This is a genomic window from Streptomyces doebereineriae (genome assembly GCF_031845645.1).
Taxonomy (GTDB): Bacteria; Actinomycetota; Actinomycetes; order Streptomycetales; family Streptomycetaceae; genus Streptomyces; species Streptomyces canus.
Genome location: NZ_JAVREZ010000008.1, coordinates 220,401 through 243,190 on the forward strand (window position 1 = coordinate 220,401; position 22,790 = coordinate 243,190).

Genomic DNA, 22,790 nt, shown 5'->3' on the forward strand with positions numbered 1-22,790 from the left:
GTGCCCGCCTCCCCGCGTCACGGCGAGTCGAGGTCCAGCCACCGCTGAACTCCCGCCACGTCCGGCACCGAGGTCACCCCGTCCGGGAGGGGCGGTCGGCGTACGACGACTACGGGCAGGGCCAGTTCGCGGGCGGCCGTGAGTTTGGCGGACGTGGCCGCTCCCCCGCTGTCCTTGGTCACCAGGACGTCGATGCAGTGGTCGTAGAGGAGCGTCGACTCGTCGGCCACCGTGAACGGGCCACGGGCCAGGAGCACTTCGGTGTGCGGGGGCATGGGCGGCTCGGGCAGCTCCACCGACCGTATGACGAAGTGCAGTTCGGTGAGGTGGGCGAAGGCGGCGAGCTCCATGCGGCCGGTGGTCAGGAACACTCGCCGGCCGAGGCCCGGCAGCAACTCCGCGGCCCCGTCGAGGGAGTCGACCGGATGCCAGCGGTCCCCCGGTCCTGGGCGCCAGCCCGGGCGGCGCAGCACCACGGAGGGCACGCCGGTCGCCGCGGCTGCCTGCGCCGCGTGGGCGGTGATCGCACGGGCGAAGGGATGTGTGGCGTCGACCAGGGCGTCGACGTGCTCCTCCCGCATCCAGTCGGCCAACCCCGCCACTCCGCCGAACCCCCCGATCCGCACCTCCCCCGCGACCGCGCCCGGCCGGGTCACCCGCCCCGCGAGAGAGGTGGTGACGCGAACTCCCGGCCGCGCCGTGAGCACGGCGGCCAGTTCGCGGGCCTCGGTGGTGCCGCCGAGGATCAGGATGTGGGGGGCCATGGCGGGTAGCGTACGAGGTCAGGGGCCGAAGTCGGCACGACGGGTGCGTGACGTCGGCCGACGGCGGTCGCCCTCCGGCAGGGCATGCGAGACGCACGACGACGGGCGCTGCCGCCCGTCCGTGGTTATCGTCCGGGCATGGCATCCGTGCGCGCAGTCCTGATCGACATCGACGGGGTTCTCACCGTGTCTTGGGAGCCGTTGCCGGGGGCGGTGGCGGCGCTGCGGGAGGTTCGGGAGGCCGGTTTCGGGGTCGCGCTGGTGACCAATACGACCTCGCGGACCAGGGCGTCGATCGCCTCGGTGCTGGAGGGGGCGGGATTCGCCGTGTCGGCGCGGGACATTCTCACCGCGCCCGCGGTCACCGCCGCGTATCTGGCCGAGCACTGTCCCGGCGCGCGCTGCACGCTGCTGAACAGCGGGGACATCACCGAGGATCTCGCGGGCGTCACCCTCGTCGGCGGCGAGTGCGAGGACGTCGATGTCGTCGTCCTCGGGGGTGCCGGGCCCGAGTTCGGCTACGCGGCGCTGAACCAGGCCTTCGCGCACCTCCAGCGCGGGGCCCGGCTGGTGGCGATGCACCGCAATCTGTACTGGCGTACCGACGACGGGCTCCAGCTCGACTCCGGGGCCTTCCTGGCCGGGCTGGAGAAGGCCGCCCGGACCGAGGCCGAGGTCACCGGCAAGCCGTCGCCCGCGTTCTTCGAGGCGGCGCTGGCACGGCTCGGGGTCGGGGCGGACGAAGCGCTGATGGTGGGGGACGACATCGAGTCGGACGTGCTGGCCGCGCAGCGCGCCGGACTCACCGGGGCGCTCGTGAAGACCGGCAAGTACCTCCCGGAGACCCACCGCTCCGCCAGTGGCACGCCCGACCACGTGATCGAGTCCTTCGCGGACCTGCCGGCGCTGCTGGGCGGGTCAGCGGACCAGTAGCTGTACGCCGCCCACGATCGTCGCCGCGATCACCAGCCGTTCGAAGAGCTTCTGGTTGATCCGGTTCACCGCCCATTTGCCGAGGAACGCACCGGGCACGACGAACGCCACGAGGGCGAGGTCGAGCAGCAGTGAGTGACCGTCGATCAGGCCGAGGCCGACGCTGAAGGGCACTTTGGAGACGTTGACGATCAGGAAGAAGAACGCCGAGGTGCCGAGGAAGCCCAGTTTGCGGAAGCCCGCCGACAGCAGGTACATCGACATCACCGGGCCGCCGGCGTTGGCGACCATCGTGGTGAAGCCGCCGAGGACGCCGTAGGAACGGGCCTTGACGCGGCCCGTCCGGGTGGCGACCGCGTCGGGTTCCTCCGCCGCGTCGGCCGCGCGACGACGCCACAGTGTCACTCCCGCCATGAACAGCAGGATCGCGCCGATCGACGTCCGTACGATCCCGTCGTCCGCCCATTGCAGGAACAGCGTCCCGGCGACCACGCCGACCGCGACCGCCGGGAACAGACGCCAGAGCGTGGGCCAGTGGGCGTGCCGTCGGTAGGTGAGCACCGCGAGCACGTCCCCGGCGATGAGGATCGGCAGCAGGGCGCCGGTGGAGGCGCGGGCGGGCAGCACGGCGGCGAAGATCGCGAGGCTGACCGTGTTGGCACCGCTCACGGCCGTCTTGGAGAAGCCGACGAGCACCGCCGCGGCGGCGAGCGCGGCGAACCCCCAACCGGAAATGTGCCAGAGCGTCATCGTGTCCATGCGGAGACCGATGCTAGATGCAGGTAGGCGGTCTGGTAAGCGCCGTCTCGCCGAGTGGTCCTGTTGGCGCGGCCGGGTTCGATGCCGCACCGTCGTCATCGAAGGGGTCGGGAAGCTTTAATTAGCACTGCTAGTTTCGGACTGCGGCGCAACTGGAGGAGACATGGCCGAGCACGTCCTCGCCGGAACTCACGGCACCCTCACCGTGCGCGAGTGGCCCCACGACCGGCCCCGGTACGTGGCCCTCCTCGTGCACGGCTACGGCGAGCACGTCGGCCGCTACGAAGAGCTCGCCGGAGTCCTCGTGGCCCACGGCGCGGCCGTCTTCGGGCCGGATCACACCGGGCACGGCAGGTCCGCGGGCGAGCGTGTCCTGATCGAGGACTTCGAGGACGTGGTCACGGATGTCCACGCGGTGGCCGACCTGGCCAGGAACGCCCATCCCGGCGTGCCCCTCGTGATGGGCGGGCACTCCATGGGCGGCCTGATCGCCGCCCGCTTCGCCCAGCGGTACGGCACCGAGCTCGCCGCGCTCGTGCTGTCGGGGCCGGTGATCGGCGCCTGGGAGCTGCCGGGGGCGCTGCTCGCCCTCGACGAGATCCCCGACACGCCCATCAGCCCGGCCTCGCTCTCCCGCGACCCGGCGGTGGGCGCGGCGTACCAGGCCGATCCCCTCGTCTGGCACGGTCCGATGAAGCGGCCCACGGTGGAGGCCTTCGCCCGCACCCTGGAGACCGTGTCCAGGAGCGGTGGCGTCGGCCCGCTCCCGCTGCTGTGGCTGCACGGGACCGACGACCGGCTGGTCCCGCTCGCCGGGAGCCGCGTCGGTGTCGAGGAGCTCAGGGGCGGGAAGTTCACCGAGAGGATCTACGCCGGTGCCCGGCACGAGGTCTTCAACGAGACGAACAGGGCGGCGGTCTTCGCAGACGTGACGGACTTCATCGACACCGTGCTCACACGCTGAGACACCGCTGTTTGCACGAGTACGCCCTGGGCACCCGCGCCCCCATGGAGTGGTTGCGTCGAGCGGCCTGCGTGGGAGAGGACCCCGAGCTGTTCTTCCCTGTGGGCACACAAGGACCCGCCCTGCGGGACATCGCAGCGGCGAAGCGCGTGTGTGCCCGCTGCCCGGTCGCCCTCGAGTGCCTCGACCTGGCGCTGAGCGATGGGCAGACCTCGGGCGTGTGGGGCGGAACCTGCGAGCAGGAACGCGACGCGCTGCTCCGTGACGGCATTGACCATGCCAGAAGGAGGAGCACGGTATGACTGTGGTGAGGAGCACCCTGCCCGATGCGGCCCGCGAGACGGTCGCGGAGGCCCTGCAGAGCACTCTGGTGGATCTGCTCGGCCTGTCGCTGATCGGGAAGCAGGCACACTGGAACATCGTGGGCCCGCGTTTCCGGTCCATCCACCTTCAGCTGGACGAGGTGGTGTCGACGGCCCGCTCGTTCTCCGACACGGTGGCGGAGCGCGCCTCGGCACTGGGCCTGCCGCCCGACGGCCGGCCGGAGACGATCGCCGCGGCCTACACGCTGCCCGGCTCGAAGAGCGGCTGGATCCGCGACGACGAGGTCGTCCGGTTGATCGTCGAGACGCTGGGGGCGGCCATCGGCCGGCTGCGCGAGCGCATCGACACCACCGAGAAGGCCGATCCGGTCACGCAGGATCTGCTGATCGGCATCACGGCGGAGCTGGAGAAGCAGCGCTGGATGTTCGAGGCCGAGAACTGGCCCCGGGACTGACCGGCCCCGAAGCACCACGGAAAGGCGCATGCGATGACCGACGCCCTCGAACTCGACGCGCTGTGGGAGGACTTCCACCGCACGGTGAACATGACCTCGCAGGAACTGGCCGCCTGGCTGCGGGTGAGCGACGCCGACGAGTCCACGGAGCCGCTGCCGGAGCACGCGGGTGAACCGACCGGGCAGCATGTCCTCGCGATCCTGCAGAAGCGGCGCACGGACCTGACCGACGACGACATCGAGGTGATGTACGAGGTCGTGGACACCGTCACCGCGGAGGCCGACGTGGAAAACGAACCCGAGGCCGAACAGACCGTGCGCAGGCATCGGTTGATGACGCTGGGGCACGACCCGCTCAGGCCGTAACCAAGGCCGGATGACTGTTGTGGCCGACGGGTTTGCGCCCGTCGGCCATGACTGCTCGGCCAACCCTGACGAGCCGGCCGAAGACCTCCTCCGACGCGCCGGGTGACATGGCACACTGCTCGCACATTCAGTCGAGCAGAGGAGTTTGTGTGACCGGGACCGAGTCGGCCGGGCGGCGGATCGACACGAGCAGGCCGCATCCGGCCCGGGTGTACGACTGGTTCCTCGGCGGGAAGGACAACTACCCCGTCGACGAGGAGCTCGGACGGCGGATCACGGCACAGGGGGACGCGCCCCGGCAGGCACGCGCCAACCGCCGGTTCATGGAGCGGGCCACGCGGGTCGCCGTACGGGAAGCGGGCATCCGCCAGTTCCTCGACATCGGCTCCGGCATCCCCACCGAGCCCAACCTCCACCAGATCGCCCAGTCCGCGGTACCGGACGCGCGGGTGGTGTACGTCGACAACGACCCGATCGTCCTCGCCCACGCGGAGGCACTGCTGCACGGCACACCGGAAGGGGCGACGCACTACCTCCAGGCCGACGCCCGCGAGCCGCAGCGGATCCTCCAAGGGGCCTCCGCCGTCCTCGACTTCGAGCAGCCCGTCGCGCTGTCGCTGGTCGCGCTGCTGCATTTCATCTCCGACGAGGACGGCGCGCAGGAGCTGGTGGACACGCTGGTCGGCGCGCTGGCTCATGGCAGTTGCCTGGTGCTGTCGGCGATGACGGCGGACTTCGATCCGGAGAAGGTGAACGCGGGCATCGCGGCGTACACGGCGAGCGGGGTGACCCTGGTGGCCCGCTCGCACGACGAGGTGAGCCGTCTCTTCAAGGGACTTGAAGTGCTGGAGCCGGGGATCGTGTCCCTGTCGCGGTGGCGTCCGGACGCCCGGGAGGACGGCGATCCCGTATCGCTGTACGGCGCGGTCGGCATCAAGCGCTGAGCCCGCGAGGCGGCCACTCACCCCAGCAGCCACCCCCCGTCCACGCTCAACTCCACCGCGTTGACCGAGCCGTTGCGCAGCAGGAAGTCCACGGCGTCCACCACGTCCGCCACGGTCGCGAGCCGTCCGGTCGGGGTCCTGGCCCGCACTCCCGCCAGGACCTGCTCCGGTTTGGCCCGCCAGTGGGGGCTGTCGCCCACGACTCCGGGGTGGATCGCGTTGACCCGGACGGGCGCGAGTTCGACGACGAGGGTGTGCATCAGCCCGGTCACCCCGGCGTTGACGGTCGCCACCGTCGTCGCACCCGGGTAGGGCCGCTCCTTGGCCTGTCCCCCGAACAGCACGACGGCGCTTTCGTCGTGCAGCCGGGACCGCAGCGCGTGCACGACGGCGGTGTAGCCGACGAGCTTGAGCGTGACGAGGTGGATGGCGGCGTCGATGTCGTACGCGGTCACCCGGTTCTCGTCCCGTGAGACGCCCGCGATCACCAGGTGGTCGACGGTCCCCACCTCGCCCAGCGCGTCGACGATCCCCTTCGGCCGCGCGAGGTCCAGGGCGAGCCCCCGGGCGCCGATCTCCTTGGCCGCGGTGTCGGTACGGTGCGCATCGCGCCCGGTGATCACCACCTCGTCGCCGCGCTCCGCCCGCACCCGGGCGAACTCCCTGCCGATGCCCGAGGTTCCGCCGATCACCACCACGCCGCTCATCGGGAAGCCTCCCTCAGGTAGTCCCAGTCCCGCGTGAAGCGGTACGAGTGCCGCGCCGGCGGCTGCGGGGCCTGTGTCTCCAGCCAACGCAGCGGCTCGTCACCGGCGTTGGAGAAGCCGTGTACACAACCGGCGCCCGCCCAGGCGCAGTCGCCCGGACCGAGCCGGTATCGCGCACTGTCGAAGACCGCGTCCGCCTCGCCCTCGAGGAACAGATACGTCTCCTCGAAGGGATGGTCGTGCGTGCCCGCGACGCCGTCGGGCGCGTACTGCACCATGAACATCGTCGAGGCCACCGCGCCGAGATCGCTGTCGACCATCATCTTCACCGTGATCCCGCTGTAGACGAGGAGCGCGGTCCGCATGCTCGCCGACACCGCGAGCAGGTCCTGGGACTGCTTGCCGGGGTCCATCTGGGCGGGCTCGAAATGACCGAAGGACCGGGTGCGCGGATCACGGACGTCGATACGGACGGGCGGGCGCGCAGGCCACGCCGGGACCGTCTGGGTGTCGTACCCGTACCGGGCCCGCGGCACCGGTGCGAGCATGTCGGCCCAGCGGGCGGCGGTGTCCCCGGCGCCGCGCCACGCGTGCGGGACACCGGTCGGGAGAAGGCCGTAGTCACCCTCCTCCAGCAGATACGACCCCTCGGGCACATCGAGGACCGCGGACCCGTCGAGGACGTGGAAGCTCTCCTCGTACGAGTGCACATGGGCCGCGACCGCGCCATCGGGCCGCAGCTCGCACACCCCGAAACCGGTGTGCGAGCTGCCGTCGCCCTCGCCGACCAACTCCCGTCGCCGGTAGCCGTGTTCGTCGTACGACGGCTCCGGCAGGTCGGCGGCCCGGCGCACCAGGTGTCGCGTCACGCCCGGGCCTCCTTCGCGGCCAGCAGCCGGTCACGGGACTCCTCGACCAGGCGCCGGGCCCGCGCCACGTCGGCTGTGAGCCTGCCGTCGCGCTTGCGGACGACGCCGTCGACGATCACTGTCTCCACGTTGGACACGTCGGCGCTCAGCACAACCGCCGCGGCGGCGTCGTGAACCGGAGCCACATTCAGGGCGGTTGCGTCGATCGCGACGACGTCGGCGCGCTTGCCCGGGCTGAGGGAGCCGGTGCGGTCCTCCAGGCCGGCGACGTGCGCGCCGTTACGGGTGGCTATCTCCAGCATCTGACGTGCGGTCAACATCGTGTCGGGGACCGGGACATCGGCCTGCCAGCTCGCCGCGTTGACGCGGGCTCGCTCGGCGCCGAAAGCCGCGCGGATCTGGGTGAACATGTCGCCGGGCACGGTGGTGACGACGTCGATGCTGAGCGAGGGACGCAGTCCGTGCTCGATCGCCTTCATCACCGGCGGCCAGCCGTGCCCCATCTGCGTCTCCACCTGCGGCGCGATGGAGACCGTACCGCCACTGTCGGCGACCAGCCGCCACTCCTCCTCGCTGAAGTAGCAGCAGTGGACGTAGGTGGTGTCGGGGCCGAGCAGTCCGAGGTCGTGGAGCTGCTTGACCATCCCGAAGCGGCCGGCGAGCCGTCCCATGGCCACGTGCACGGTGATCGGGATGTCCAGCTCGCGGGCGAGGGCCCACTCCGAGGTGACGACGTCGTTGACGCAGAAGCCGGGGCCGCGGGTGGCGAGGGCCAGGGTGAGCAGGCCGTCGTCCGAGGCGAAGTACTCGGTGCGGACACGGCGTACGTCGTCGCCCGGGATCGCGATCTTGCTCTCGAACCAGTAGTCGGCGAGGGAGGTGTTGGCGCTGCCGTAGGCGTACTGGGCGCGGATGCCTGTCTCCGCGAGCGCCCGGATCGCCGCGTCCGGGTGCTCGGGCGTGTTGTTGATGTGGGACCAGTCGACGAGCGTGGTGATACCGGCGTTCAGGCACTCCAGGGCGCCCGCGAGGTTGGCCGCGTACACGTCCTCGGGTGTGTAGAGGGGTGCGAAGGTGTCGAGGATGTCGACGAAGTAGTCGTCGAGGGTGGCGTCGGGCGCCACGTTCCGGATCGAGGCCTCCCACGTGTGGCGGTGGGTGTCGACGAAGCCGGGGATCACGATGCGGCCGGTCATGTCGAGGACTTCGGCGTCCGCGCCGATCTCGCGGTCCACGGCCGCGATCTTCCCGTCCTCGATGAGGACGTCACCCTTGGGCAGGTCCCCGATTGCGGGGTCCATCGAGAGCACGTGTCCGGCACGAAGGAGTATCCGATGGGTCATCGCGCTTCCTCCTAGAGGGTGTTCAGTACGCGGCCAGGCTCCTGACGGCCGCCACGACCTTGTCGACGGTGGGGATGACCTGCTCCTCCAGCACGTCCGCGAACGGCAGCGGCACACACTCCGCCGCCACCCGCCGCACCGGCGCGTCCAGCAGAGAGAAGCCCTCGTCGGCGACGACGGAGACGAGCGTGGCGCCCCAGCCGCCCTGGTACGGGTTCTCCTCGACGGTGACCAGCCGGGAGGTCCGGCCGAGCGAGGCGAGGACGGTGGCCATGTCGAGGGGCACGAGTGAGCGCAGGTCGACGACCTCGACGCCGATGTCCTCCTGGGCGAGCCTTTCCGCGGCCTTCAGCGCGACCGGCACCATCGAGGCGAGCGCCACCAGAGTCACGTCCGCTCCTTCGCGGACGACAACCGCGTGGCCCAGCTCGACGACGTGGTCCGGCGGCGGGGGCACTCCCTTGCTCGCCAGCAGCCCCTTGTGCTCGAAGAACACCACCGGGTCGTCGCTGCGGATCGCGGCCGCCATCATGCCGATCACGTCGGCGGGGGTGGAAGGCGCCGCGATCTTCAGCCCGGGGACGGTCAGCGCCCAGTTCTCGGTGGCCTGCGAGTGCTGCGCGCCGAAACCGAGCCCGCCGCCGTTGGCGGTGCGAACGACGAGGGGCACGGTGACCTGGCCGCCCGTCATGTAACGCACCTTGGGTATCTCGTTGGCGAGGTAGTCCCAACAACAGGCCAAAAAGTCCGAGAACATGATCTCCGCGACGGGCCGCATCCCGGTCATCGCGGCACCCATCGCCGCGCCCACGATGGCCTGTTCGGAGATCGGCGTGTCCCACACCCGCTCCCGCCCGAACTCCTTGAACAGACCGGCGGTCGTTTTGAACACCCCGCCGGCCTCCCCGATGTCCTCCCCCAGGCAGACGACGGACGGATCGCGTCGCATCTCCCGCGCGATGCCCTCGGCGACCGCCTCCCGGTACGTGATCACGTCCGCCATGCCGCACCTCCGTCCGCCCACACGTCGGTGAACGCCTCCCGCGGATCCGGCGGCGGCGCGCTCTTCGCGGCCTCGATCGCCTGCCGTACGACTGTCTGGGCGCGCTCGTCCGCCGCGGTGACCGTGTCCTCGGGCACCCCGGCCTCGATCAGCCGCCCGCGTGCGATGTCCAGCGGGTCGTGCTTGAGCCAGCGTTCGACCTCCTCGGCGGGGCGGTAGGTCGCCGGGTCGGTCCGGCTGTGCCCGAAGTGGCGGTAGGTCTCGGCCTCCAGCACGGCGGGCCCGTCTCCGGCCCGGGCCCGCCGCGCCAGCCGTGCCACCGCCTCCTGGACGGAGACGACGTCGTTGCCGTCGACGACCTCGCCGGGGATGCCGTACGCCGGTGCCCGGTCGGCGGCCGGCCGGGGCACCGAGGTGACGTCGGCGATCGGCGTGTACTCCATGTACAGGTTGTTCTCGCAGACGAACAGCACGGGCAGCTTCCATACGGCGGCCAGGTTCAACGCCTCGTGGAAGGAGCCGATGTTGGTGGCGCCGTCCCCGAAGAAGGCGACCGCGAGCTGTCCGGTGCCGCGCAGCCGGGCGGACCAGGCGGCGCCGACCGCCATCGGAAGGTGGGCGCCGACGATGGCGTAGGAGCCGAGCATGTTGGCGTCGGCCTTGGTGAGGTGCATGGACCCGCCCTTGGCCTTGCACAACCCCGTTGCCCTGCTCATGAGTTCGGCCAGGCACTCCTCGGGGGTGGCACCCCGGGCCATCGCGTGGTGGTGACCGCGGTAGGTGGCGAAGACGTAGTCGTCGTCCCGCAGAGCGGCGCTCGCGCCGACCGCGATCGCCTCGTGGCCGGCGGCGAGGTGGGTGGTGCCCTTGACGAGGCCCTGGAGGAACAGGTCGTGGGCGGCCTTCTCCGTACGACGGATGAGAGCCATCTGCTCGTACGAGGCGAGGAGTTCAGCGGTGTCCATCGGTGGTCCCCGTGTTGAGGTGGGACTGCGCCTCCCGGGCGGTGTTGAGCTCGCCGCCCACCGTCCAGTACTTGCGGCCGGCCACCAGCAGCTCCTCGGCCGGGAACTTGGTGATGACCTCGCAGCCGTCGGCGGTGACGACCAGTTCCTCCTCGATCCGGGCGGCGGACCAGCCGTCGGCGGCGGGCCAGTAGGTCTCCAGGGCGAACACCATGCCCTCCTCGAGGACTTCGGGGTGGTCCAGGGAGACCAGGCGGCTGAAGATGGGCTTCTCCCAGATCGACAGGCCCACCCCGTGGCCGTACTGGAGAGCGAAGGCGGCTGTCTCGTCGGCGAAGCCGAACTCCTCGGCGCGCGGCCAGACGCGCACGATGTCGGCGGTGGTGGCGCCGGGCCGGACGAGGGAGATCGCCTCGTCCATGTACTCGCGGCAGCGGACGTAGGCGTCGCGCTGGGCACGGGAGGCGCTGCCCACGGCGAAGGTGCGGTAGTAGCAGGTGCGGTAGCCGAGGTGGCTGTGCAGGATGTCGAAGAAGGCGGGGTCGCCCGGGCGGATGAGGCGGTCGCTGTAGACGTGCGGGTGGGGTGAACAGCGTTCCCCGGAGATGGCGTTGACACCTTCGACGTACTCGCTGCCGAGGTCGTAGAGGACTTTGCTGACCAGTCCGACGCACTCGTTCTCGCGGACTCCTGGGCGGAGGTATCCGTAGAGCTCCTCGTAGGCGGCGTCGACCATCGCGCAGGCCTGGGCGAGCAGGGAGATCTCGTCGCCGGTCTTGATGCGGCGGGCCTCCAGGAAGACCTGCTGCCCGTCGACGACGTCGATGCCCTCGGCGCGCAGGGCGGCGAGGACCGGCATCTCGGCGACGTCGATGCCGAGCGGTTCGCCGGCGAGGCCGTGGGCGCGGAGTTCGGCGGCGATCTTCGCGGCGACGTCCTCGGCGATGCCGGCGTCCGGGTGGAAGGCGCCCCGCAGAGTGGAGATGCCCGCGCGGGCTCCGGTGGGCGGGCCGCCCTTGCCGTCGCTGTAGTCGAGCCACGGGTTGTAGAGCTGGTGGTGGCGGGCCGCGGAGCCGAAGTCCCAGACGATCGGTTCGCCGCCGCGGACCAGCAGGGCGAAGCGGATCAGCTTGTCCATCGCCCAGGTACCGATGTGCGTGGCGGTCATGTAGCGGATGTTGGCGAAGTCGAAGCTGAGCACGGCGCCCAGTTCGGAGCGGTTCAGCGTGTCGTGGAGCCGGGCCAGACGCTGTCTGCGCAGCCGGTCCAGGTCGACGCGCTCTTCCCAGTCGACGGCATTGGGGCCGTAAGTTCGGATCGCCATCGCGACCACCCCCACCGTCGAGTCAACGACCGTCCGCGAGGAGTGTCAAGCGTCACTGAACGGTTTGGCTCGACACGAACCAGACACCCACGGCCGGTTCGTCGCCGTCGTTGCGGTAGCGGTGGGGGGTCGTGGACTCGAAGCTGACGGCGTCGCCGGGGTGCAGGACCTGCTCGTCGAAGCCGAGGGTGAGGACGAGTTCGCCGGAGGTCAGATAGCCGTACTCCGTGCCCGCGTGCCGCATCAGGCCGCCCGAACCGGAGGAGGAGCCGCCGGGCCGGTAGGTGACGAGCAGGAAGTCGACGTCCGTGCCGGGGACGTGCCCGAGCCGCTCCCACACGACGCCGGAGTCCAGTTCCAGCACGTCTCGCTCACCCGGCGTGACCAGGGGACCGATGCGTCGACCGGGGTCGGCCGAGAAGGCCGCCAGTGCGTGCACGAGGGCGGCCGAACTCGCCGCCGCGGCGGTCTCCCGCACCTCGAAGAGGGACTCGACGGAGATACCGAGAGCGGTGGTGATGGCGTACAGGGTGCTGACCGAGGGCTGGCTCTTCCCGGTCTCTATCTGGGAGACCAGGCTCGCGGAGACGCCGACCTCGCGGGCCAGGGCGCGCAGGCCCAGACCGCGCTCCAGACGCGCCTGCCGAATGCGCGCGCCGATCGGCGGCACGGGGGCAGGGGACACGAGCGGCTCCTCTCCTGTGCAGCCCCATTGAACAACCCGCCCCCTCACCTCGGAAAGACCGCCCACATCACTCGGGACACACCGCTGGGTCGCCTCGCACCAGACCACCGCATCGTTTCGCGCCAGACCGCCACGTCCGCCTCACGCCAGACCGCCGCATCGCCCCCCCCTCAGAGCACCGCATGGCCCGCGACGGACTACCGGCAGCACCCCAGATGGACCGCTACAGCCCCCCGGGAAGCCAACCCTCGACAGACCGCTGGCCGCGTCGGACGGCTCAGCCGCGCGTCATCCACGCAGACCGCCACGGCCCCCGGGGCAGCCCACCTGCGACTCCCCGGAAAGACCCCGACGCCACCCGCGACAGACCACCGCGTCCCCCACGGCAGCCCACCCCTGGCACCCCCGAAGGACCCCCACGTCCGCCAGGACAGACCACCCGCAACACCCGGAAAGACGGCCGCGTCGCCCACGGCAGACCCCCCCCGGCACCCCCGAAAGACCCCCACGTCATCCCGGAAAGACCGCCCGCACCTCCCACCCGCTCTCCGCCCGCGGCCCCGCGTGCAGTTCCCCGCCGAGTGCGGTCACTCGCTCCTTCAGGCCGACGAGCCCGTAGCCGCCCCCGTGCGCCGCCGCAGGCAACTGGCTGCCGCCGCGACCGTCGTCGGACACGGACACCTGCAGGCGGGTTCGTTCGTAGTGCAGCCCGACGGTGACCTGGGTGGCGTCGCCCGCGTGCCGCCGTACGTTGGTCAGCGCCTCCTGCACCACCCGGAAGGCGGCCGCCTGCACCTCGTGCGGAAGGTCGTCGGGCACCGCGGTCTCGCGATGCAGGGTGGCCTTCTGGATGGGGCTCGCGAAACCGTCGATGAGACCGGCGATACCCGCGAGGTCGCCCACCGGGCGGCGGTCGGCCGCGTCGTCGGTGTCGCGCAGGACGCCGACCGTCCGGCGCATCGACGCCAGCGCCTCGGTCGCCGCACGCTCGATACCCGCGAGGACGGGGTCGAGTTCCTCGGCGCCGGTGTCCGCCATCATGCGGGCCACCTGGGTCTGCACCAGGATGCCGGTGACATGGTGGGCGACGAAGTCGTGCAGGTCGGCGGCGATGGCCAGGCGTTCGGCCCGCCGGGTCTCGCTGACGGCGACGGTCCGCCGGTAGTCCTGCGAGCGCAGATACGCGGCGAACGCGATCGTGAGGCCGACCAGGAGAAGCCCGATCAGCATGAACCCCAGCATGGTGTCCTGCTCGGCCAGAAAGGGCCGTACCGGAAGCGCCAGCACAGCGGCCCCGTCGAGCGCGGCGCAGGCCACGACCCAGTTGCGCGGGCAGTGCCGTACGGCGACGAACAGCAGGCACAGCAGGATCGCCAGCTCGCCCGGCCCGAACAGCACGCCGGAGCGCGCCACCGAGTCCACCGTGCAGACCAGGGAGGCGACGGCCGGCACGGTGGTACGCAACTGCGGGGTGAGCCGACGGGGGTGCCGGGCGGCCGGCCACAGCACGGCGACGCCGCCGAGCAGCAGGGTCGCGGCCAACGGCCAGGACGGACCGTCGCCGTCGCTCGCGTAGGCCACGTCGACGAACACGGCCGCGAACAGCGCGCCGATACCGGCGCCGCCCGCGCAGCCCCGGGCAGATACGGACTTCATGCCGCTCACCGTATGCGCGGCCGCCGCACGTGGGATCGGCCGAACGGTCGAGGCGCCGCCGTGCCCGGCCCCCAGACCCTGGCCGTTCGGCCGAGGCGGGCGCCCGTGCCCGCGGGTGAGAGTGGAGCCACTTCCCCGCCAGGGGTCCTCCGCCCCCGGAGGACCTCCCTCATTGCCCTCAGGAGCATGCGATGCAGCGCAAGACCCTCGTCACCGGTGTCGGCGCGGTGGCCGGCGCGGCCATGGTCTTCGGGGTCGGTACCTGCTTCCTCACCGGCACCGAGTCGACCACCTCCCTGGACACGCAGAGCACGGCGTCCGTCGGCGGCCACAAGGCACTCGCCGCGAACGTCGTCGAGGGCCGCACCCAGAGCAAGTACCACCCCCTGCCGTGGGTCGGCGTGAAGGTCACCGACGTCTCCTGCCCGAGCGGGCTCAAGGCCGTGGCGGGCGCCACCCTCACCTGCACCGGCAAGAAGAGCGACGGCGGGACCGTGGACATACCCGTCAGCGTGGTCAAGGCCTCGGCGACGTCCGTCACCTGGAAGTTCGACCGCTAGCCGGCAGAGAACCGGCTGACGTGATGAACACCGCCCGCCCTCCGACCGGCACCGGGCCCGGCCGTCACCCTCCGGCCGGACCCGGTGTCACGACCACGCCCCGCCCTCGACCACACCGACTCTCGACCACACCCGCCGAAACAGCCACCGCGCACCCCGCCCCCGTCCACAGCCGCTCCGCACCCTCCTCTCCCTGAGGCATGATCGCCCCATGACGAGCCCCACCCCGCCGGCAGCGCCCATCCGCGTGCTGATCGCCGACGACCAGGACATGGTCCGTACCGGCTTCCGTTTCTTCCTGGACGCGCAGCCGGACATCACCGTGGTCGCCGAGGCCGCCGACGGGGAGACGGCGGTGCGGCTGGCCAGGGAGGTACGGCCCGACGTGTGTCTGCTGGACATCCGCATGCCGAAGCTGGACGGGCTGGAGGCGACGCGGCTGCTGGCGGGGCCCGACGTCGCCGATCCGATGCGCGTGGTCGTGGTCACCACCTTCGACCTCGACGAGTACGTCTACGGCGCGCTGCGCGGCGGTGCCTGCGGGTTCCTGCTGAAGGACTCCGGGCCCACGCTTCTCGCCGAGGCGGTCCGTGCCGCCGCGGCCGGCGATTCACTGGTCTCCCCCTCGGTCACCGTCCGCCTGCTCCGGCACGTCACGGCGGACCGGACGCCGGAGCCGGTCGCCGCGCCCCGCTCCGCTCCGGCCACCGAGCCCCTGACCGACCGTGAGCTCGACGTGGTCCGCCTGGTCGCCCTCGGCCGTACGAACGCCGAGATCGCCGCCGAACTGTACGTCTCCCTCTCCACGGTCAAGACCCACCTCTCCAGCGTCCAGCTCAAACTGGCCGCACGGAACCGCGTGGAGATCGCGGCGTGGGCCTGGCAGAACGGGCACGCGCGGCGGGAGGGCTGAGCCGCCCGCCGGACGGGGCGTTCGAGTCGCCGTTTCCGGGACAAGCTGATCATCGGACGGCACAATGGCGGCAACGGCCGCAGGCACGAGAAGGAGCACAGTCGTGAGCGAGAGCCACACCCCGTCGGGTGCGTCGGCGAGGCTGAACACAGGTGTGGCGCACAACGCGCGCGTGTGGAACTACTGGATCGGCGGCAAGGACAACTACGAGGTCGACCAGCGGGTCGGCGATCATGTCGCCGGGATGTTCCCGATCATCCAGGAGATCGCCCGCGCGGACCGCTGGTTCCTGGGCCGCTCGGTGCGCTTCCTCACCGAGGAGCAGGGCATCCGGCAGTTCCTCGACATAGGCACCGGGCTGCCGACGGTGGACAACACCCACGAGATCGCCCAGCGCATCGCCCCCGACGCGCGGATCGTTTACGTCGACAACGACCCGATCGTGCTGGTCCACGCCCGCACCCTGCTGACCAGCACCCCCGAGGGCGTCACGGACTACATCGACGCCGACGTCCACGACCCGGCCGCGATCCTTGAACGCGCCGCGCAGACCCTGGACCTGAGCAAGCCGGTCGCGGTGATGATGCTCGGCATCCTCAACTTCGTCCTCGACACCGAGGAGGCCCGGCGGATCGCGCGGGAGGTCATGGCCGCGATGCCCGCCGGCAGCCATCTGGCCCTGACGCATCCCACGTTCGACGCCGACCTCGGCGGCGAGGGCCAGATCCCGGCCATGAAGTTCTGGAACGAGAACGCCACTCCGCCGATCACGGCCCGCAGCGGCGAGGACATCGCCACGTTCTTCGAGGGACTCGACCTCCTCGAACCCGGCCTGGTCTCCTGCTCGCAGTGGCGTGCGGACTCCGAGTCCCCGGTCGTGGTACCGCAGTTCGGCGCGGTGGCCGTGAAACCCTGACGCGGGATCCGTTCCGGCCGAGCCCGTCGTGGAGGACGTATGACCACCCTTGCCGACCCCGTTCCCGGCGGCCGTCCCGGTGACGTGGACCGGGCCGCCGCATTGAGTGACGAGCTGGCCGAGAAGGGCGTGCACGGCGTGGTCCTGGCCTACGTCGACACCGCGGGCATCTGCCGGGTGAAGACGATCCCGACGGCGAAGCTGCCCTCCGCCGCGGCCTGGGGCGTGGGCATGTCGCCGGTGTTCGACACGTTCCTGGCGAACGACTCCATCGTCACGACCGACACCCTGGGCTCTCCCGACGGCGATCTGCGCCTCTACCCCGACCTCGACCGGCTCGTGGCGCTGGCCGGGCAGCCCGGCTGGGCCTGGGCGCCGGTCGACCGGATCGCGCAGGAGGGCGAGCGGCATCCGGGCTGTTCCCGCACGGTCCTCAGGCGGATCGTCACCGAGGCCGCCGAGCGGCACGGGATCACCTTCAAGGCGGGCGTCGAGATCGAGTGGGCGGTGGGCCGGGGCCCTGCGGCGGACGGTGACTTCGTGCCCGCCGTGTCGGGACCGGCGTACGGCGCCACCCGGCAGGTCGAGCTCGGCGACTACGCGGCCGACCTGCTGGCGGCCTGCGCCGAGCAGGGCATCGAGGTCGAGCAGCTCCATCCCGAGTACGCGGCCGGGCAGTTCGAGATCTCGACGGCTGCCCTGGACCCGGTGGCGGCGGCCGACGTCAGCGTCCTCGTACGGCAGACGATCCGGGCGGTGTCCCAGGGGCACGGGCTGGTCGTCTCCTTCGCCCCGGCGGTCTTCGCGGAAGGCGTCGGCAACGGCGGCCATCTCCACCTCTCCGCCTGGCGCGAGGGCGAGAACCTGCACTCGGGCGGCAAGGGCCGGTACGGCATGACGCCCGAGGCCGAGTCGTTCGTCGCGGGTGTCCTCGCCCATCTGCACGCCCTCACGGCCCTGACCGCGCCGAGCCCGGCCAGCTATCTGCGTCTCCAACCCTCCCAGTGGGCCGGGGTGTTCACCGCCTGGGGCCGCGAGACCCGGGAGGCGGCCGTCCGGATCATCACCGGCACGGCGGGCCTGACCGACCGGGCCGCGAACCTGGAGCTGAAGCCGGTCGACCTGGCCGCGAACCCGTATCTCGCGTTCACCGGTCTGATCGCCGCCGGGCTCGACGGCCTGACCTCGGCCATGCCCCTGCCCAGGGAGATCACCGGCGATCCGGCCCTGCTCGCCGCCGACCGGGCCGCCGCCATGGGCGTACGCCGGCTGCCGACCTCCCTCTCCCAGGCGGTCCGGGCGTTCCGCGCGGACGAACAGCTGCGGGCCGCGCTGGGCCCGGTCCTCGCCGACGCCGTGGTCGCCGTGCGCTTCGGAGAGAGCGATTCCGTGGCCGAGCTGGACGACGAGCAGATCGCGGCGGCGTACCGCTGGAAGTACTGAGCATGAGCGAACCTGTCCACGAGGCCCTCGCCGCCGCCCGGCTGGTGGACCACCACTGCCACGGGGTCGTCATCGACGGCCTCGACCCGACGGGCTTCGAGTCGCTGCTCACCGAAGGCGCGGCCTGGCCGGGGATCTCCCCCTTCGACAGCCCCGTCGGCGTGGCGGTCCGCCGGCACTGCGCACCCCTCCTGGACCTCCCGCGCCACGCGGCGCCCGACGCCTACCTGGCCCGCCGCGCGGAACTCGGCCCGCAGGAGGTCAACCGCCGCTTCCTGACCGCCGCGGGCACGGACGTGTTCTGCGTGGACACCGGGTACGCGCCGGAACGTCTCACCACACCGGCGGAGCTGGCAGCGGCCGCGGGCGGGACGGCGTACGAGATCGTGCGGCTGGAGGGTGTCGCGGAGGCGGTGGCGGCGCGGGGCGTGGGGCCGGGCGCGTACGCGGACGAGTTCCGCGCGGCCGCTCTGGAGGCCGTGGGGCGGCCGGGTGTGGTGGCCGTGAAGTCGGTCGCCGCCTACCGCACCGGCTTCGACCTGGACCCGGCGCGTCCCTCGGACGCGGAGGTCACCCGTGCCGCCGCCGGCTGGCTCGCCCACGGTGGACGACTGGCCGATCCGGTTCTCGTACGGCATCTGCTGTGGACCGCCGTGGACCTGGGGCTGCCGCTCCAGCTGCACACCGGGTTCGGCGACAGCGACATCCGTATGCACCGCGTGGACCCGACCCACCTCACGGACTGGCTGCACCTGACCGCGGGCACGATCCCGGTCCTGCTGCTGCACTGCTGGCCGTATCAGCGGCAGGCCGCCTATCTGGCCGCGGTGTTCGAGCAGGTGTACCTCGATGTGGGCCTCACCCTGCACTACGTCGGCCCCGCACGGTCCCGGGCGATCCTGGCGGAGGCGCTGGAGATCACGCCGTTCCGCAAGCTGCTGTACAGCTCCGACGCGTACGGCGTGGCCGAATTCCATCTGCTCGGCGCGCTGTCGTTCCGGCATGGACTGGCCGGACTGCTCCAGGAGCGGGTGGACGCCGACGAGCTGAGCCTGCCGGACGCGTTGCGCGTCGTGGCCTGGACGAGCGGGGACAACGCCCGCCGCCTCTACGGACTTCCCGCCCTGTCCCCCGTCCCACCAGGCGAGCGCGACTGAGCGCCCGCCGTCCCTGGAAAGTATGATCTAGCAATGTCTGACTTGACCGAAACCACGCCCGGCTGGCTGAGCGCCGACGATCTCGAGCAGGCGCGCGCCCGGATGCCCATCCTGTACGTCGAGGCCGTGCCCGTGCGCGTCGACGACAGCGGCGAAGTCACCAGCGTCGGCCTGCTGCTGCGCATCGGACCCGACGGAACGGTCAGCCGGACTCTGGTCTCCGGCCGCGTTCTGCACCACGAGCGGGTCCGGGACGCCCTGTTGCGCCACCTGGAGAAGGACCTGGGACCCGTGGCCCTGCCCCGGATCCCGCCCTCCCTGCAGCCCTTCACGGTGGCGGAGTACTTCCCCACCCAGGGGGTCACGCCGTACCACGACCCGCGCCAGCACGCGGTGTCCCTCGTCTACGTCGTCCCGGTGAGCGGCGACTGCCAGCCCCGCCAGGACGCCTTGGACCTGGTGTGGTTCAGCCCGCAGGAGGCCCTGTCACCGGCGGTGGAGAGCGAGATGCCCGGCGGTCACGGAGTGCTGCTCAAGCAGGCGCTCGCCCACATGGGCTGCGCTGTCTGAGGCCCCGGTCAGTCGGTCTCCTTGCGCTGCGTCGTGCCGGGCTCGCCGCTGTCCCGCGTCCACTCGACGACGAGTTCGTCCTTGCTGCCGAAGCGGACCAGGTGGCTGCCGACGACACCCTCCAGGAGATCGAGGTGCTCGGACTCCGTCTCCAGCCTCAGCAGCAGCGCATCCTCGGTGGCGGTGAGGGAGCCCTTGCCTCCGTTCTGGAAGAGCAGGCTGCCCTCACCGCTCTCCTCGTCCCACGTGGTCCGGCTGCGACGCCCGAGGTGCGAGGCGAGCTGCTTGGCGTAGCGGTGCGGGCGGTCGGTGGCGACGCGGGCTTCGGAGCGGGGCATGGGTACTCCCAGGAGTGCGGTGGCGCGGTACGAACTCGATGCTGCCGCAACACCGGTCGTCCCACGTCCATTCCGCACCCCCCGCACACCGCAACGTATGTGTGCGGCCTATGTGCGGGTCTTGCTCGTCATGGAGAACTCGTCGGCCTCCGCCAGGTCGAAGTCGCCATGGTCGCTGCCCAGGCCCTGCGCCACCAGCGCCGCCGCGGCACTGCCCAGGATCGCCGCCTCGCGTGGCGTACGGCCCAGGCCCACCCCGCGCAGGAAGCCCGCCGAGAAGGCGTCGCCGCAGCCGGTGGTGTCGACGACCTCGACCTCGAAGGCGGGGACGGTCTCCGTGCCCTCGGCGGTGACCAGGAGGGCGCCGTCGCCGCCACGGGTGACCGCGACCAGGCCCACTCCCCCGGCCAGGAACTTCTTCGCACCGGTCACCAGGTCCTCCTCCTCGCTGAAGCCGAGGATCTGGTCCTCGTTGGGGAGCAGGAAGTCGACGTACGGGAGCAGCGGTTCGATCTGGTCGAAGGTGCCGAGCGCACCCGGTGCGAGCAGGTCCACCGAGGTGATGACGCCGTGGTCCTTGGCATGCGCCAGGATGCGGGCGGCGACCTCGGCGCCGATCAGCTCGGGGCCGCCGAGGTGGAGGTGGCTCGCCTCGGCGACCGCGTCCCAGGGCACGTCGTCGAGGCCGTAGGTGATGTTGGCGCCGAGCAGGTGGAGGGTGGGGCGGTCACCGTTGGGTCGGATGGGCAGGACCGTCGCGGAGGTGGAGGTGTCGATACGGCGGACGAGCAACTCCGTGTCGATCCCCGCCTTGTCGAGCAGCTGCGTCAGCAGGTCGCCCGTCGGGTCGGTGCCGATCGCCCCGGCGGTGCGCACCGAGGCGCCCAGCTTGGCGAGGGTGAGGGCGGTGCCCGCGGCCGTGCCGGCGGCGGTCATGCGGATGTCCTCGACCAGGGTCGCGCCCTGGCCCTCGGGTATCTCCTCGACCGGCCGTACCAGCACGTCCAGCACGTGCACACCCATGGTGACGACGTTCTGTGCCTTCATCGGTTCCCCTCCTGTGCGGATTGCGTGGTGCCGTAGTCGCGGGCGAGGGCGGCCTCGATCACCGCGATCTGCTGCTGTTCGTCGAGGATGCGGGGCTGCCCGAGGGCGGCCGCGCGCTGGTAGACACCGCAGGCCCACTCCAGGAGCAGCGCGTGCTCGACCGCCTTGTCGAGGGTCGGGGCGTGGGTGACCGCACCGTGGTTGGCCATCAGGGCCGCACCGCGCCCCTCCAGCGCGGTGAGGACCGACTCGGCGAGTTCCGGGGTGCCGAAGGTGGCGTACGGCGCGACCCGGACGGTGCCGCCGAGGGCCAGCAACTGGTAGTGGATGCAGGGCAGTTCGTCGAGGACGAGGGAGAGCGCGGTGGCCATCGGGGCGTGGGTGTGCACGACGGCGGCGGTGCCGTACCGGCGGTAGACGCCCAGGTGGAGGTCGAGCTCCGAGGTCGGCAGCAGACGTCCGGCCACGATCTCTCCGTCGAGGTCCACCACGGTCACCTGGTCCGGGGTGAGCTCGGCCAGGACGGCGCCGGTCGCGGTGATCGCCACGTGGTCCTCGACGCGTACGCTGACATTGCCCGCCGTACCGATGAGCAGTCCCTCGGCTCCCAGACGGCGGCAGGCGTCGGCCACGGCGGCCCGCTCCTCGCTCAGCACCGGGCTTGAGTCGGTCATGCGCGCGACGCTAACCTAAACCTGAAACAAAGTCACGTTCACGTTCGGAGGTTGTCCCGTGAGGTGGTCACGTGGGTGAGCGGAGGTCGTCCCGTGGCTGAGCCCACCCCGGACGCCGAGTCGGCCGCATGGGTCGGCGCCCTGCGCCGCACTCCTCAACAGGCCCGCAGCCGGGCCCGGTTGGCCAGGGTTCTCGAAGCGGCGGAGCGCATCCTGGTCGAGGAGGGCGTCGAGTCGCTCACCACCACCCGGATCGCGTCCGAGGCGCGGGTGTCGGTCGGCTCGCTGTACCAGTACCTGCCCGACCGCGGGGCGATCATCGACGCGCTCGCGGCCGGTTACTTCGCCAAGCTGGAAGCGGCGATGGACGCGCTCGTCGAGGCCGCGGCCACCGAGCGCTGGGAGGACCCGGTCGGCGTCCTCATCGACGCGTACGCGGAGATCTACCGCACCGAACACGGCTTCCGCGCCCTGTGGTTCGGCAGCGGACTGACCGAGCGGACCCGGACCGCGGACCGCGAGCACAAGCGCCGGATGGCCGACGGGATCCGCCGCATCCTGCTCGCCCTGCGGCTCGCCGAGGACGACGAGACCCTCGCCCGCGTCTGCCACGCCGCGATCCTCGCCGCCGACGCCCTCGCCCAGGAGGCCTTCCGCCGGGAAACGAAGGGGGACGCGGCGCTGCTCGAGGAGACCAAGATCCTGCTGCGCGGTTATCTCACGGACATCGCGGCGCGGTACAACGGGTCCTGACGTCTTCAGCGCAACGGGGGTCCGATGCAGCTCACCTTCACCGGCCGGGTGATCGAGTGGCGCGGCCCGGCGCCCTACTACTTCGTCCCGGTGCCCGACCAGGAGTCCGCCGACATCGGTGAGGTGGCCCGGATGGCCACCTACGGCTGGGGCGTGATCCCGGTCGAGGCCCGGATCGGCGAGGTCACCTTCACGACGTCGCTGTTCCCGAAGGACGGCGGCTATCTGCTGCCGCTCAAGATCGCGGTGCGGAGGCCGGAGGGGCTCGACGCGGGGGACGACGTGCGGGTGGAGATGACGGTCCGCTTCTAGGTCTCACGGGTCTCCTGCACCACGACGACCACCACGACGACGGCCAC

General features: G+C 71.4%; 27 protein-coding genes. 14 read left to right on the forward strand and 13 right to left on the reverse strand.

Annotated elements, in window-relative coordinates; all coding sequences use genetic code 11:
• Positions 1-17: 17 nt before the first annotated feature.
• Positions 18-764, reverse strand: coding sequence for a cobalt-precorrin-6A reductase (locus RNB18_RS24200; protein ID WP_311716206.1), 747 nt, complete (start codon positions 762-764; stop codon positions 18-20).
• A gap of 138 nt (positions 765-902) precedes the next feature.
• Here RNB18_RS24200 and RNB18_RS24205 point away from each other — a divergent pair, with 138 nt between their 5' ends.
• Complete coding sequence (locus tag RNB18_RS24205) at positions 903-1,697, forward strand: HAD-IIA family hydrolase (protein ID WP_311716207.1); 795 nt, start codon at positions 903-905, stop codon at positions 1,695-1,697.
• Here RNB18_RS24205 and RNB18_RS24210 read toward each other — a convergent pair.
• Positions 1,683-2,456 carry a sulfite exporter TauE/SafE family protein gene (locus RNB18_RS24210; RefSeq protein ID WP_311716208.1) on the reverse strand — a complete coding sequence of 258 codons (774 nt, stop codon included), beginning with the start codon at positions 2,454-2,456 and terminating at the stop codon, positions 1,683-1,685. The two genes, RNB18_RS24205 and RNB18_RS24210, sit on opposite strands and share 15 nt — an antisense overlap.
• A 163-nt stretch (positions 2,457-2,619) precedes the next feature.
• Here RNB18_RS24210 and RNB18_RS24215 point away from each other — a divergent pair, with 163 nt between their 5' ends.
• The 5 genes from RNB18_RS24215 to RNB18_RS24235 all read left to right on the forward strand — a co-directional run bounded on the left by RNB18_RS24215 (position 2,620) and on the right by RNB18_RS24235 (position 5,508).
• Entirely contained in the window at positions 2,620-3,420 is an 801-nt protein-coding gene (locus RNB18_RS24215) for an alpha/beta hydrolase (RefSeq protein ID WP_311716209.1), read from the forward strand.
• Between the two features lie 44 nt (positions 3,421-3,464).
• Positions 3,465-3,722: a WhiB family transcriptional regulator gene (locus RNB18_RS24220; protein WP_057610295.1), complete on the forward strand. Its 258-nt coding sequence runs from the start codon at positions 3,465-3,467 to the stop codon at positions 3,720-3,722.
• On the forward strand, positions 3,719-4,198 hold the full coding sequence (locus RNB18_RS24225) for a Dps family protein (RefSeq protein WP_057610267.1): 480 nt from the start codon (positions 3,719-3,721) through the stop codon (positions 4,196-4,198). Before RNB18_RS24220 ends, RNB18_RS24225 begins: the two co-directional genes overlap by 4 nt.
• A 33-nt stretch (positions 4,199-4,231) precedes the next feature.
• Positions 4,232-4,564, forward strand: a complete 333-nt coding sequence (locus tag RNB18_RS24230; RefSeq protein ID WP_311716210.1) for a DUF3140 domain-containing protein — start codon at positions 4,232-4,234, stop codon at positions 4,562-4,564.
• A 149-nt stretch (positions 4,565-4,713) separates the two neighbouring features.
• Positions 4,714-5,508, forward strand: a complete 795-nt coding sequence (locus RNB18_RS24235; protein ID WP_311716211.1) for an SAM-dependent methyltransferase — start codon at positions 4,714-4,716, stop codon at positions 5,506-5,508.
• Positions 5,509-5,525: 17 nt separating this feature from the next.
• Here RNB18_RS24235 and RNB18_RS24240 read toward each other — a convergent pair whose 3' ends face one another.
• From RNB18_RS24240 to RNB18_RS24275, 8 genes are all read right to left on the reverse strand, one after another.
• Positions 5,526-6,215: an SDR family oxidoreductase gene (locus tag RNB18_RS24240; RefSeq protein WP_311716212.1), complete on the reverse strand. Its 690-nt coding sequence runs from the start codon at positions 6,213-6,215 to the stop codon at positions 5,526-5,528.
• Positions 6,212-7,084, reverse strand: coding sequence for a cupin domain-containing protein (locus RNB18_RS24245; protein WP_311716213.1), 873 nt, complete (start codon positions 7,082-7,084; stop codon positions 6,212-6,214). The genes RNB18_RS24240 and RNB18_RS24245 overlap by 4 nt, the downstream gene beginning before the upstream one ends.
• The gene (locus RNB18_RS24250) at positions 7,081-8,427 is read right to left on the reverse strand and encodes an amidohydrolase family protein (protein WP_311716214.1); all 1,347 of its coding nucleotides are present in this window, start codon (positions 8,425-8,427) and stop codon (positions 7,081-7,083) included. Before RNB18_RS24250 ends, RNB18_RS24245 begins: the two co-directional genes overlap by 4 nt.
• A gap of 22 nt (positions 8,428-8,449) precedes the next feature.
• A complete protein-coding gene (locus RNB18_RS24255) occupies positions 8,450-9,430 on the reverse strand; it encodes an alpha-ketoacid dehydrogenase subunit beta (RefSeq protein WP_311716215.1) in 981 nt (326 codons plus the stop codon).
• Positions 9,418-10,395, reverse strand: a complete 978-nt coding sequence (locus tag RNB18_RS24260) for a thiamine pyrophosphate-dependent dehydrogenase E1 component subunit alpha (RefSeq protein ID WP_311716216.1) — start codon at positions 10,393-10,395, stop codon at positions 9,418-9,420. Before RNB18_RS24260 ends, RNB18_RS24255 begins: the two co-directional genes overlap by 13 nt.
• On the reverse strand, positions 10,382-11,719 hold the full coding sequence (locus RNB18_RS24265; protein WP_311716217.1) for a M24 family metallopeptidase: 1,338 nt from the start codon (positions 11,717-11,719) through the stop codon (positions 10,382-10,384). The genes RNB18_RS24260 and RNB18_RS24265 overlap by 14 nt, the downstream gene beginning before the upstream one ends.
• Before the next feature lie 52 nt (positions 11,720-11,771).
• A complete protein-coding gene (locus RNB18_RS24270) occupies positions 11,772-12,404 on the reverse strand; it encodes a helix-turn-helix domain-containing protein (RefSeq protein WP_311716218.1) in 633 nt (210 codons plus the stop codon).
• Positions 12,405-12,914: 510 nt separating this feature from the next.
• Positions 12,915-14,060, reverse strand: a complete 1,146-nt coding sequence (locus RNB18_RS24275) for a sensor histidine kinase (protein ID WP_311716219.1) — start codon at positions 14,058-14,060, stop codon at positions 12,915-12,917.
• Between the two features lie 191 nt (positions 14,061-14,251).
• Between RNB18_RS24275 and RNB18_RS24280 the strand changes: the two genes are divergently transcribed.
• The 6 genes from RNB18_RS24280 (at position 14,252) to RNB18_RS24305 (ending at position 19,619) form a co-directional block, all read left to right on the forward strand.
• Entirely contained in the window at positions 14,252-14,620 is a 369-nt protein-coding gene (locus tag RNB18_RS24280; RefSeq protein WP_311716220.1) for a DUF4333 domain-containing protein, read from the forward strand.
• A 211-nt stretch (positions 14,621-14,831) separates the two neighbouring features.
• Positions 14,832-15,533, forward strand: coding sequence for a response regulator transcription factor (locus tag RNB18_RS24285; protein ID WP_311716221.1), 702 nt, complete (start codon positions 14,832-14,834; stop codon positions 15,531-15,533).
• 103 nt (positions 15,534-15,636) lie between these two features.
• Positions 15,637-16,449 (forward strand): SAM-dependent methyltransferase, encoded by an 813-nt coding sequence (locus RNB18_RS24290; RefSeq protein ID WP_311716222.1) that lies wholly within the window; start codon positions 15,637-15,639, stop codon positions 16,447-16,449.
• 39 nt (positions 16,450-16,488) lie between these two features.
• On the forward strand, positions 16,489-17,892 hold the full coding sequence (locus RNB18_RS24295; RefSeq protein ID WP_311716223.1) for a glutamine synthetase family protein: 1,404 nt from the start codon (positions 16,489-16,491) through the stop codon (positions 17,890-17,892).
• A 2-nt stretch (positions 17,893-17,894) separates the two neighbouring features.
• On the forward strand, positions 17,895-19,049 hold the full coding sequence (locus tag RNB18_RS24300) for an amidohydrolase family protein (protein ID WP_311716224.1): 1,155 nt from the start codon (positions 17,895-17,897) through the stop codon (positions 19,047-19,049).
• Positions 19,050-19,082: 33 nt separating this feature from the next.
• Entirely contained in the window at positions 19,083-19,619 is a 537-nt protein-coding gene (locus tag RNB18_RS24305; protein ID WP_107104795.1) for an NUDIX hydrolase family protein, read from the forward strand.
• An 8-nt stretch (positions 19,620-19,627) separates the two neighbouring features.
• Here the strand turns inward: RNB18_RS24305 and RNB18_RS24310 are convergent, their stop codons facing one another.
• From RNB18_RS24310 to RNB18_RS24320, 3 genes are all read right to left on the reverse strand, one after another.
• Positions 19,628-19,957: a DUF2218 domain-containing protein gene (locus tag RNB18_RS24310; protein WP_059209436.1), complete on the reverse strand. Its 330-nt coding sequence runs from the start codon at positions 19,955-19,957 to the stop codon at positions 19,628-19,630.
• 108 nt (positions 19,958-20,065) lie between these two features.
• The gene (locus RNB18_RS24315) at positions 20,066-21,004 is read right to left on the reverse strand and encodes a carbohydrate kinase family protein (protein WP_311716225.1); all 939 of its coding nucleotides are present in this window, start codon (positions 21,002-21,004) and stop codon (positions 20,066-20,068) included.
• Entirely contained in the window at positions 21,001-21,678 is a 678-nt protein-coding gene (locus tag RNB18_RS24320) for a class II aldolase/adducin family protein (protein ID WP_311716226.1), read from the reverse strand. Before RNB18_RS24320 ends, RNB18_RS24315 begins: the two co-directional genes overlap by 4 nt.
• 93 nt (positions 21,679-21,771) lie before the next feature.
• Here RNB18_RS24320 and RNB18_RS24325 point away from each other — a divergent pair, with 93 nt between their 5' ends.
• Together RNB18_RS24325 and RNB18_RS24330 are read left to right on the forward strand one after the other, a co-directional pair.
• The gene (locus RNB18_RS24325; protein WP_311716227.1) at positions 21,772-22,431 is read left to right on the forward strand and encodes a TetR/AcrR family transcriptional regulator; all 660 of its coding nucleotides are present in this window, start codon (positions 21,772-21,774) and stop codon (positions 22,429-22,431) included.
• A 24-nt stretch (positions 22,432-22,455) separates the two neighbouring features.
• Positions 22,456-22,743, forward strand: a complete 288-nt coding sequence (locus RNB18_RS24330) for a DUF1905 domain-containing protein (protein ID WP_311716228.1) — start codon at positions 22,456-22,458, stop codon at positions 22,741-22,743.
• The last annotated feature ends 47 nt before the right edge of the window (positions 22,744-22,790 follow it).